Origin of the sequence: Pseudomonas sp. YuFO8 (assembly GCF_035065025.1) — a bacterium.
In the GTDB taxonomy this organism is placed as follows: domain Bacteria; phylum Pseudomonadota; class Gammaproteobacteria; order Pseudomonadales; family Pseudomonadaceae; genus Aquipseudomonas; species Aquipseudomonas putida_AE.
Genome location: NZ_JAXDEQ010000025.1, coordinates 71,457 through 83,131, shown reverse-complemented (window position 1 = coordinate 83,131; position 11,675 = coordinate 71,457). Strand labels below are relative to the sequence as shown.

8 protein-coding genes are annotated in these 11,675 nt (G+C 62.2%); 3 read left to right on the top strand and 5 right to left on the bottom strand.

Translation table 11 applies throughout. The features are described from left to right. Positions 1-380 precede the first annotated feature (380 nt). From SOP95_RS21205 to SOP95_RS21185, 5 genes are all read right to left on the bottom strand, one after another. A complete protein-coding gene (locus SOP95_RS21205) occupies positions 381-1,649 on the bottom strand; it encodes an OprD family porin (RefSeq protein ID WP_323608201.1) in 1,269 nt (422 codons plus the stop codon). A 126-nt stretch (positions 1,650-1,775) separates the two neighbouring features. Continuing rightward, positions 1,776-3,548 carry an acyl-CoA dehydrogenase C-terminal domain-containing protein gene (locus SOP95_RS21200; RefSeq protein WP_323608200.1) on the bottom strand — a complete coding sequence of 591 codons (1,773 nt, stop codon included), beginning with the start codon at positions 3,546-3,548 and terminating at the stop codon, positions 1,776-1,778. A gap of 62 nt (positions 3,549-3,610) precedes the next feature. Next, positions 3,611-5,281, bottom strand: coding sequence for a cation acetate symporter (locus SOP95_RS21195; RefSeq protein WP_274075347.1), 1,671 nt, complete (start codon positions 5,279-5,281; stop codon positions 3,611-3,613). Further along, positions 5,281-5,607 carry a DUF485 domain-containing protein gene (locus SOP95_RS21190; RefSeq protein ID WP_323608199.1) on the bottom strand — a complete coding sequence of 109 codons (327 nt, stop codon included), beginning with the start codon at positions 5,605-5,607 and terminating at the stop codon, positions 5,281-5,283. The genes SOP95_RS21195 and SOP95_RS21190 overlap by 1 nt, the downstream gene beginning before the upstream one ends. Positions 5,608-5,727: 120 nt before the next feature. Beyond that, positions 5,728-7,350 (bottom strand): acyl-CoA synthetase, encoded by a 1,623-nt coding sequence (locus tag SOP95_RS21185; RefSeq protein ID WP_323608198.1) that lies wholly within the window; start codon positions 7,348-7,350, stop codon positions 5,728-5,730. A gap of 233 nt (positions 7,351-7,583) precedes the next feature. On the opposite strand from SOP95_RS21185, the gene SOP95_RS21180 reads away from it, so the two are divergent. From SOP95_RS21180 to SOP95_RS21170, 3 genes are all read left to right on the top strand, one after another. Next, on the top strand, positions 7,584-9,860 hold the full coding sequence (locus SOP95_RS21180) for a PAS domain-containing sensor histidine kinase (RefSeq protein WP_323608197.1): 2,277 nt from the start codon (positions 7,584-7,586) through the stop codon (positions 9,858-9,860). Positions 9,861-9,864: 4 nt separating this feature from the next. After that, entirely contained in the window at positions 9,865-10,500 is a 636-nt protein-coding gene (locus SOP95_RS21175; RefSeq protein ID WP_323608196.1) for a response regulator transcription factor, read from the top strand. Between the two features lie 75 nt (positions 10,501-10,575). Then, positions 10,576-11,670, top strand: a complete 1,095-nt coding sequence (locus tag SOP95_RS21170; RefSeq protein WP_323608195.1) for an AI-2E family transporter — start codon at positions 10,576-10,578, stop codon at positions 11,668-11,670. Positions 11,671-11,675 lie beyond the last annotated feature (5 nt).

Sequence of the window (11,675 nt, the reverse complement as noted above, 5' to 3'; positions counted from 1 at the left end):
GACTGCCACCGTGGCGCATTGACGCCTCGGCTGGGGCGAGTCCATCCAATTACAGTGGATCGGGTACAGCCGTGGGAGATGGGTTGGTTGTGAGGTCGCCTTCGCTGGCAAGCCAGCTCCTACAGTAGATCGGGTACGGCCGTGGGAGATGGGGCGGTTGTGAGGTCGCCTTCGCTTCAAGCCAGCTCCTACAGTGGATCGGATACGGCCGTGGGAGATGGGTCGGTTGTGAGTAGATCGGGTACGGCCGTGGGAGATGGGGAGATTGTGAAGTCGCCATCGCCGGCAAGCCGGCACCTACAGGGTAATGTGTGCATTTGAAGTTACGTATCTTCCAGTAGGAGCTGCCGCAGGCTGCGATCTTTTGATCTTGCTTCGGCTTACCAGATCGGCAACGTATAGCTGAGGATCAGGCGGTTTTCATCCAGGTCGCTGCCAAAGTTGGTCGAGCGAACCGTCGCGTTACGCCATTTCACGCCGACGTTTTTCAATGCACCGCTTTGCACCACATAACCAATGTCGGTATCGCGCTCCCATTCCTTGCCCTCGGGACGGTTGTTGCCCAGGTCAATGTTGTCGCCGGTGAGGTAGCGGGTCATGAAGGTCAGGCCTGGCACGCCCATGGCCGCGAAGTTGTAGTCGTAGCGTGCCTGCCAGGACTTTTCGTCCTTGCTGGCGAAGTCGCCGATCTGCACGAAGTTCACCAGGAACGCGTCGGCACCGTTGATGTAGGCGAAACCGGTGTCGCCGCTCATGCCTTGATAGCCCAGGCCGAAAGCATGCCCGCCGAGGCTGTAGGTGAACATGGCGCCGATCGCGTTGTTGTCGACATTGCTGCCGCCATCGTCGGTAGAACGGGCGTAACGCAGGTCGGTCTTCAATGACTGGCCGGTGGTCACCGGCAACACGTAGGTCAGGTTGACCATGTGCTGGTCGTAGAAATTGTCGAGATGGCCGTAGGCGTAGCCGGTGGCGAGGTTGCCGGTCCACTTGTAGTTCAGGCTGGCGAAATCGAAGCTGTCGCTGGTGACATGGCGGGACGTGATGCCCTTGGCGCCGGTGCGGGTGATGCCCATGTCCTCGTAGTCCGAGGAGTCGCGCTGGTTGACCTGCGTCAGGCGACCGGCATCCACGGTCAGGCCTTCGAGTTCGAGCGAGGTCAACTGACCGCCCTTGAAGGTTTGTGGCAACAGCCGTGAATCGTTGGCCAGTACCGTCGGCAGTTTCGGCAGTAGCGTGCCGAGTTTCAGCGTGCTTTTCGAGGCGCGCAGTTTGGCGGTCAGGCCCAGTTCGCCGTATTCGTCCTGGGCACCTTTGCTGGTGTCGCTGTGGCGTTTGAGCAGGCCGGAACCGGCGCGATCGGGGCTGGAGTCGAGCTTGACCCCGAGCAGGCCGATGGCGTCGAACCCCACGCCGACCAGACCTTCGGTAAAGCCTGACTCATAGCGCAGCAGAAACCCCTGGGCCCATTCCTCCTGTTTGGATTGCGCGGCGTTGGCCTGGCGATAATCCCGGTTGAAGTAAAAGTTGCGCAGTTCCAGGCTGGCCTTGCTGTCCTTGATGAAGTCAGCAGAAGCAGGCGCCGTGAGGCTGATGACGCCGCCGGCCAACAGGAGACGGGTAGCGAGAATACGAGTGCTGCGGTCCATGGTGAAGCCCCTTGGTTTTTATTTTTGAAATGACGGGCACAGCAGCCCCTGCCGCGGTGGCAAGGGCCCGGGAAGTAAAAACCGCGACGCCAAAAGAGAGGAGCCGACGCCGCGGCGGTTCAATCGTCAGAACTGTTCGGCCGACAGGCCATACAGCGAGGCGCTGCCAGCACGAATGGATTGCTCCAGGCTCAGAATGCGTGGCAACAGGCGGTGGATGTAGAAGTCGGCGGTGGCGATTTTCGCGCCGTAGAAACTGTCGTCTTCGCTGCGTTTCTGCCCGGCAACCTGGGCCATGCGCGCCCACAGCCAGGCGTAGGCGACGTAACCGAACAGGTGCAGATACTCCACCGAGGCGGCGCCGACTTCGTTGCGGTTGGTGGCGGCGCGATCCTGCAGCCAGTCGCTGATGTCTTCCAGCCGTTGCACGGCATCGAGCAGTTGTGTGGCATAGGGGGCATCGGGCCGGGCGGCGAAGCGGCGAATCTCGCCGGTGAACTGGCGCAGCGCGAGACCTTTGTCGGCGAGCACTTTGCGCCCGAGCAGGTCCAGCGCCTGGATGCCGTTGGTGCCTTCGTAGATCTGCGCGATGCGCACATCGCGAACCAATTGTTCCTGGCCCCACTCACGAATGTAGCCATGCCCGCCGAACACCTGCTGGCCGTGGATGCAGCTTTCCAGGCCGGTATCGGTGAAAAATGCCTTGGCCACCGGTGTCAGCAGCGCGACCAGGTCCTGTGCGCTTTCCCGTTCCCCGATATCGTCGGAAAACTTCGCCAGGTCAAGTTGTTGCCCGACATAACTGGCGAACGCGCGACCCCCTTCGGTCATGGCTTTCATGGTCAGCAGCATGCGTCGCACGTCGGGGTGAACGATGATCGGGTCGGCCGCTTTGCCCGGCGCCATGGCGCCTGTCGGCGAGCGGCTCTGAAGGCGTTCGCGGGCGTACGCCACGGCGCTCTGATAGGACGCTTCGGCACAGCCGATACCCTGGATGCCGATGGACAGGCGTTCGTAGTTCATCATGGTGAACATCGCCGCCAGGCCCTTGTTCTCCTCGCCAACCAGCCAGCCGCTGGCGCCGTCGAAGTTCATCACGCAGGTCGCCGAAGCCTTGATCCCCATCTTGTGTTCAATCGAGCCGCAACTCACTGCGTTGGAAGCGCCGAGGGAACCGTCGGGATTGACCAGCACTTTGGGCACGACAAACAGCGATATGCCTTTAGGGCCCGCAGGCGCATCCGGCAGTTTGGCCAGCACCAGGTGCACGATGTTCTCGGTCAGGTCCTGATCGCCGCCGGTGATGAACATCTTGCTGCCGGTGATCTGGTAGCTGCCGTCAGCCTGAGGCTCGGCACGGGTGCGGATCAGTCCCAGGTCGGTGCCGGCATGGGCTTCGGTCAGGCACATGGAACCGGCCCAGCGGCCTTCATACATCGGCGGCAGGTAGAGGTTTTTCAAGGTCTCGCTGGCATGGGCATCCAGCGCCAGGCAGGCGCCGGAACTCAATGCCGAATACAGCGCAAAACTCGAGTTGGCGCCGTAGAGCATCTCTTCGAACTGCACCGCCAGCATCTTCGGCATGCCCATGCCGCCGAACCCGGCATTGCCGGACAGCCCGACCCAGCCGCCTTCGATGTAGGTGGCGTAGGCCTGTTTGAAACCAGCAGGCGTGGTGACACGACCTGCATGCCACTGCGCGCCTTCTTCGTCGCCGCTGCGATTCAAGGGCGCAATCAGCTGCGAGGTGACTTTCGCCGCCTCCTCGAGAATGGCGTCCGCGGTATCGGCGTCGACACTGTCGGCCAGGGCCGGCAGGCGCGCCCACAGGGCCGGGGCGTCAAAGACTTCATGCAGGACAAAGCGCAGGTCGCGCAGCGGGGCTTTGAAATCGGGCATAACGTGAACCTCAAAAGGACGGTTGTGCGATGGGCACGGCAGCGAATGCCGTGCCCTTGCAATCAATGACTGGAAGCGCTGGCGGCACCCAGGCCGGTCTGCGCGCGCACGAACTGGTCGGCGTAGGCGTCACGTTCCTTCTCGGCGCGCACGCTGCGGTCGAGCCGGGACACCACGACAATCACCAGGAACGCCAGCGGCATGGAGAACAGGGCAGGGTGGTCGTATGGGAAAATGGCGTGGGTATTGCCAAGCACCGTGACCCAGACCGCAGGCGACAGGATCACCAGCACCAGTGCGCAAATCAGACCGGCAAAGCCGCCGATGATCGCGCCTTTGGTTGTAAGCCCTTTCCAGTACATGGCCATGATCAGCACCGGGAAGTTGGTCGATGCGGCAATACCGAAGGTCAGGCCCACGAGGAACGCGACGTTCATCTTCTCGAACAGAATGCCCAGCAGGATCGCGATGATGCCCAGCCCCACGGTCGCCATGCGCGTGACGCGCATTTCCTGTTTCTCGCTGGCCTTGCCTTTCTTGAACACGGTGGCGTAGAGGTCGTGGGAAATCGCCGAAGCACCGGCCAGCGCCAGCCCGGAGACCACCGCGAGGATGGTGGCGAACGCCACAGCCGCGAGGAAACCGAAGAACAGGTTGCCGCCGACCGCTTTGGCCAGGTGCATGGCAACCATGTTGCCGCCGCCGATCAGGGCACCGCCGACTTCACCGTTGACGTAGTACTGCGGATCGGTACCGATGATCACCATGGCGGCAAAACCGAGGGTGCAGACCACGAGGAAGAAGAAGCCGATGAAGCCGGTAGCATAGAACACCGACTTGCGGGCTTCCTTGGCATTGGGCACGGTGAAAAAACGCATCAGGATGTGCGGCAGGCCGGCGATGCCGAACACCAGGCCAAGGGACATCGACGCGGTGTTGATCGGGTCGGCGAGCATCGAGCCCGGGCCCATGATGTTCCAGCCACTGGCGTGGGCCTGCACGGCCTTGTCGGCCAGGGTCTCGTAGCTGAAACCGAACTGCGACATCGCCATGACCGCAAGCGTGGTGCCGCCGGCCAGCAACAGCACGGCCTTGATGATCTGTACCCAGGTGGTCGCGATCATGCCACCGAAGATCACGTAGACCAGCATCAACGCACCGACGATCACCACGGCTACCGGGTAGTCGAGGCCGAACAGCAGCTTGATCAACTGACCCGCGCCGACCATCTGTACGATCAGGTAGCAGCACACCACGGTCAACGAGCCGAAGGCCGCGAAGATCCGCACCTTGTTCTGATCCAGTCGATAGGAAACGATGTCGGCGAAGGTATAGCGCCCCAGGTTGCGCAGACGCTCGGCCATCAGGAAGGTGATGATCGGCCAGCCGACGAAGAAACCGATGGTATAGATGAAGCCGTCATAGCCCTTGGCAAACACCAGGCTGGAAAGCCCCAGCAGGGTGGCCGCGGACATATAGTCACCGGCAATCGCCAGGCCGTTCTGGAACCCGGTGATACCACCGCCCGCCGTATAGAAATCGGAGGTGGACTTGGTCTGGCGCGCAGCCCACCAGGTGATGGCCAGCGTGCCCAGCACGAAGACGAAGAACATGCCGATGGCATTCAGGTTGAGCGGTTGTTTTTCCACCGCGCCCAGCGCGGGCGCGGCAATGGCGACGGAAACAGGCAACAGGCCGGCAGCGGCGAGGGCAAGCGTACGGAACAGGTTCATCACTTGCTCTCCTCGAGAATGGCGGCGCCCAGTGCGTCGAAGCGGGTGTTGGCGCTGTACACGTACCAGCCGGTCAACAACCAGGAAAACACGATGATCGCCGCGCCAACCGGCATCCCCAGCGTCAACATCCGATGTTCCCCAAGCGGCGCATGCAGCCACTGCGGGACAAAGGCCACAATCAGCATGAACAGGTAATAAATGCCCAGCACGGCGGCGCTCAACGACCAGGCCAGGCGCGACCGGCTACTCACCAGTTGGAGGAATTTCGGATTGCCGCGAATGCGTTCGCAGCGTTGCGTATCGGTTGAATGGATGTCGGTCATCGCTAGCTCCACTTTGTTCTTGTTATCGGTCTGTGGGGGCCGGGCAGCCGTATTCGGCGTGCACGAGCCCGAGGCGGCAGGTCAATCACCTGCCACCGTGGGGTACAACGTGGTTTTCGGTTAGAGCGCCTTGGCCCGGTCGCGCAGCACGTACTTCTGCACCTTGCCGGTGGACGTCTTCGGCAACAGGGTGAAGATCACGGTACGCGGCACCTTGAATCCGGCCAGGTGTTCGCGACAGAAACTGATGATGTCGGCTTCGCGAACGTCCTGGTGATCGGCCTTCAAGGTGACGAAGGCGCAGGGCGTTTCGCCCCATTTCTCATCGGGGCGGGCGACCACGGCCGCTTCCATCACGCCCGGGTGGCGGTAGAGCACGCCTTCGAGCTCGATGGTGGAGATGTTCTCGCCGCCGGAGATGATGATGTCCTTGAGCCGGTCCTTGATCTCGACGTAACCATCGGGATGACAGACCGCCAGGTCGCCGGTGTGGAACCAGCCGCCTTCGAACGCTTCGGCGGTGGCGGTCGGGTTCTTCAGGTAGCCCTTCATCACGGTATTGCCGCGCATGAAGATCTCACCGATGGTCTGGCCGTCACGCGGGGTGGGTTCCAGCGTCGTCGAGTCGCCGACCATCACGCCTTCGAGCGTCGTGTAGCGCACGCCCTGGCGGGACTTGATCTGCGCCCGCTCATCCAGGGGCAGCTCATCCCATTCCGCGTGCCAGGCGCACAGCGTCACCGGGCCATAGGTTTCGGTCAGGCCATAGACGTGAGTGACCTGGATGCCCATCTCTTCCACGGCGCCTATCACTTTGGCCGGCGGTGCCGCACCGGCGACCATGGCGTTGACCGGGTGATCGATGGCCGCTTTCGCCGACTCCGGCATGTTCACCAGGGCATTGAGCACTATGGGCGCGCCGCACAGGTGAGTGACCTGATGCTCGCGGATCAGCGTGAGGATTTTCTGTGGATCGACCCGGCGCAGGAACACGTGCACACCGGCCATGGCGGTAATGGTCCAGGGGTAGCACCAGCCGTTGCAATGGAACATTGGCAGGGTCCAGAGGTACACCGGATGGTTGCCCATGGCCCAGGTCATCTGGTTGCCCAAGGCGTTCAGGTACGCGCCGCGGTGGTGGTAAACCACGCCCTTGGGGTTGCCGGTGGTGCCGGATGTGTAGTTCAGCGAGATGGCTTGCCATTCATTGACTGGCCACTTCCAGTCGAACGCAGGGTCACCTTCGGCCAGCAACGCTTCGTAGTCCAGGTCGCTGACGGCCTGGCCTTCGCCGTATTCCGGGTCATTGACGTCGATCACCAGGGGCGGGTGATCCAGCATGCCGATGGCTGCGTGAATCACGCTGTGGAACTCGCGGTCGGTAATCAGCACCTTGGCCTCGCCGTGCTGCAGCATGAAGGCGATGGCTTCTGCATCCAGGCGCACGTTGAGCGGGTTGAGCACGGCGCCGATCATCGGCACGCCGAAGTGCACTTCAAGCATTTCCGGAATATTGGGCAACATCACTGCCACGGTGTCGTCCTTGCCGATACCGCGCCCGGCCAAAGCCGAGGCCAGGCGCCGACAACGGGTATAGGTCTGCGCCCAGGTGCGGCGGATCGAGCCGTGGATGACGGCGGTGTAGTCCGGGTAGACGTTGGCGGTGCGCTCGATGAAGCTGAGCGGAGACAGGGCAATATGGTTGACAGCCGAAGGGCCTAGCCCTTGTTCATAGATCGACATGTACGGGTACTCGGTGGCTGATTGTTAGCTCTATGGGAGCCCCTGCGGTGTACGCGCAGGGGTCGCCTTTTTTATGTCCGGTTTACTTTATATAACATTCATCCATTGATATGGAAGTACAACCTAAGTAATATAGTAAATGTACTATATTCAATTAGTCCGGTACCAAATCACTTGCCCCCGGACTTCCGTAGCCGGTATATGCTTGGATTTATTGAAGAAGTGGACCGGCAATGACCCTGACTCCCGTTCGACTGCACAGCTGGTTGCGCCTGCAACGTGAAGGCGTGTCCCTGGCTGCCCGGGCCGACGCGCTGTGTCATGCGCTGCAGGATTGCCCGGAAGTGCAGCGGGCGGTTTACTTGAGTTGGCAGCCCAATGCGCGGATCTACAGCCATGAGGGGGCGGCCCAGCATTTCCCGCCGGGCCTGGGCGACCCGGCGCTGGCCAGCGATCAGTTATTGTTCGAGCAACTGATCGAGGCCGGGCGCCTGGACCTGGCGCAAGTCAGGCAATTGGACTGCTGGCTGGCCGGCCGCCTGCGCCGAGCCGCCATCAGCCATGGCCAGGTATTCGACCTGGCCTTGCAGCCGGGGCAGGCGGGATTGCTGCTGGTGGAAGTGTGCGAGGGGGTGAGTCTTGACTGGCTGGGCTGGGTGCGGGATTTGCTGACGACGCTGTTGAGCAGCGTCAACGGCATGCTCCGCGGCTCGCCGCTGCTGGGCCACGATCCACAACCGAGCCTGTTGCTCGATGCACAGGGCCGACCGCTGGAGTTCAATGCGGCGCTGTTGGCCCTGCTGGCCGAGAAGCCATTGCCTGATGTATTGGGTTTTTTGCCGGTCAATCATCGGGTGCTGGTGCGCGCCTGTCTGGATCAGCAACGGGCCATTGAAGGGGTCGAGGCTCAGTTCGAAACGCAGATCCTGATCTGGACATTCATTCCCGACCCGCAGGACAACCGCGTGCTCGCCCGTTGCCGCGACGCCACGACCCAGGTCCTGGCGGAACGAGAAGCGACCACCGCACGCCGGCTTTACCGGCTGATCATCGAAAACACCACCGACCTGATTTCCCGCCACACCCCGGACGGGCGCTTCCTCGATGCGTCGCCCGCGTCCTGGACCCTGCTCGGCTACTGGCCGGAGGAATTGCGCGGGCAAATGGCCCAGGGCCTGTTCCATGGCCAGGATCTGGCCGGCCTGATGCAGCGTGCACGGGATGCGCTGGAACAGGATGGCTATCACACCATGACCTATCGCATCCGCCATCGCGACGGCCATTACCTGTGGTTCGAATCCGCCAGCCGGGCGATCCGCGAAACCTATACCGGGGCGGTGGTCGAAGTGGTGAGCGTCTCCCGGGACATCACGGCCCGGGTGCTCGCCGAGGAGAACAAACGACGCCTGGCCGAAGTGGTCGAGGCCAACATCGATCCGGTGTTGTTCATCGCTCCCGAGGGCCTGGTCACTTACCTCAATCCCGCCGCGCGCCGCATCCTCGGGATTGATGAGCAGCAATCCATGCCGGCCCTGGCCGATCTGTTCGCCAGCGGCGACCTTGCGCGCCTGCAACGGGATGGCTGGAGCAGCGCCGAGCGCGACGGCGTCTGGAGCACCGATGCGCGGCTGCAACCACCAGGCGGCGGTACGTCCGTGCCGGTATCGCTGGTGTTACTGGCCCACCGTTCCGCCGGCGGCGAGCGTTATTACTCGCTGGTGGCGCGGGACATGACCGAACGGGAACTGCGCGAAGCGCAACAGCGCCGCCATCAAGACGAACTGGCCCACACCGCGCGCCTGGTCACACTCGGTGAATTGGCCTCGGGCATCGCCCACGAAATCAATCAGCCGCTGGCTGCCGTGGTGAATTACGCCAACGCCAGCCAACGCTATCTACAAACACTGGGTTCCAATCCGCAGGCCGCCGTCCGGGTGGCGCAAGGCCTGGAACGCATCACCCATCACGCCACCCACGCCTCCGAAGTGATCCGCCGGTTACGCTCGTTTTTGCGCAAGGGCCAGCGGCGCATGCAGGCGCTGAACCTGACCGACATTGCCCGCGAAGCCGTGCGTTTATGCGCGTGGGAGGCCAGTCATTGCGAAGTGACAATCGAGGATCGACTGCCGGATAATCTGCCGCCGGTGTATGCCGACCGCGTGTTGCTGGAACAGGTGCTGCTCAATCTGTTGCGCAATGCCATCGACGCCAACCGTGACCAGCATCCGCACGAGCCTTCGCTGATCGTGATGGCGGTGGAGCAGGGCAGTGGCGCCACCGTGGAAATCAGTGTGCAAGACCAGGGCCCGGGCGTCAGCGAGCCCGAGCTCGAGCAGATATTTACCCCGTTCTATACCAGCAAGCCCGATGGCCTGGGGCTCGGGTTGTCCATGAGCCGCAGCATCATCGAAGGTTTCGGCGGCGAACTGAATGCCCGGCGCCAGCCTGTCGGGCTGCTGATGTGTTGCCGATTGCCGCTGGCCGGCCCAACAAAACAACAACAGGAATGACGTAATGGCAGGTGTGGCGGAGCACGTGGTGTATGTGGTCGACGATGACCAGGGAATGCTCGATTCGACGGTCTGGTTATTGGAGTCGGTCGGCCTGACAGCCCTGCCGTTTACCAGTGGTATCGAGTTTCTCCAGGCCTGCGATGCCAGTCTGGATGCCTGCGTGCTGCTCGACGTGCGCATGCCCGGCATGGGCGGGTTGAACGTGCAGGAGGAAATGCGCGTACGCCAGCTGAATCTGCCGATCATCTTTGTCAGCGGGCACGCCGATGTGCCCATCGTGGTCCGTGCGTTCAAGGCCGGTGCCCATGATTTCATCGAGAAGCCCTATAACGAGCAGTTGCTGCTGGACAGCGTGCAACAGGCGCTGGGCAATTGCGCCGCGCAACGCTACGGCAATCAGGGCCAGGAGGCGTTGCAGGCCCGCTTGCTCACGCTGACGCCGCGAGAGCGGGACGTCATGTTGCCGTTGGTGCAGGGCTACACCACCCGCGAAATCGCCGAGCAACTGGGGGTCAGTGCCAAAACCGTCGATCTGTATCGCTCTCGCGTCATGAAACGCATGCAGGCCAACACACTGCCGGACCTGGTGGGCATGGCGATTGCGGCAGACTTGGTGGATCCACTTAAATTGCGTTGATCCTTCACGTTGTGAATTGTGCGTCTATGCTGGGCTAACCGGTTTTCCTTCCCAGTGAACTGTCAGGAGACGTCCATGGTACCCATGCCGCTGTCAGAGAAGGCCTTGTCCCGCGGGTTGCTCGATGTTTTGATCCGCGCCGGACTGATTGTCGTGCTGGTGCTGTTCTGCTTTGAGATTTTTCGCCCGTTTCGCGACTTGATGCTGTGGTCGGTGATCCTGGCGATCACCCTCTACCCCTTGCAACAACGGCTGCGGGGACCGATGGGAGAAAAGGACGGACGTATTGCGACGCTGATCGTGCTGGTGGCCATCGCCATTCTCATGGTCCCGATCTACCTGTTGGGCACCTCGATTGCCGACTCGGTCGAAAATGCCATGACCGTGGTCCGGGACGAAGGCATCCGCATTCCGCCTCCGTCCGATTCCGTTGCCAGCTGGCCACTGGTGGGTAAACCGCTGTCGGCGCTGTGGCTGCAGGCGTCTACCGACCTTCCCGGGCTGACGTCGAAGTACATTCCGCAAATCAAGGACGTCAGCCTGTCGGTACTGGGCAAGGTGGCCGGCGTCGGCATGGGCCTGCTGATGTTCATCGTCGCGCTGATCCTTGCCGGGATCTTCATGGCCTATGGCGAAGCGGGTAGCCGCGCCTCCGTGCAGATCGCCTCGCGGATCAGCGGACCGGAAAAAGGTCCCCAAGTGGCCACCTTGTGCACCGCAACCATCCGCGCCGTGGCGCTCGGGGTGGTCGGCATCGCGTTCATCCAGATGCTGCTGGTGGGGCTCGGGTTCGTGTTCAAGGGGGTTCCCGGCGCCGGGTTGCTGGCATTGGCGGTGCTGTTGCTGGGCATCATGCAGCTGCCGGCAACCTTGATAACGGTACCGGTCATTGCCTTTGTCATCGCGACCGAAGGGGCCAATACCGTGACCATCATCTTCTCCATCTATGTCTTCGTCGCGGGCCTGGTGGACAACGTGCTCAAGCCATTGATGCTGGGGCGCGGGGTCGACGTGCCGATGCCGGTGATATTGATCGGAGCCCTGGGCGGGATGGTCACCGGCGGCATCCTGGGCTTGTTCATCGGCCCGGTGGTGCTGGCGGTGGGTTACCAGTTGTTCTGGCAGTGGGTGCAGGATCCGCCGCCGCCGGTGGTGGAAGAACGACTGTAGACACG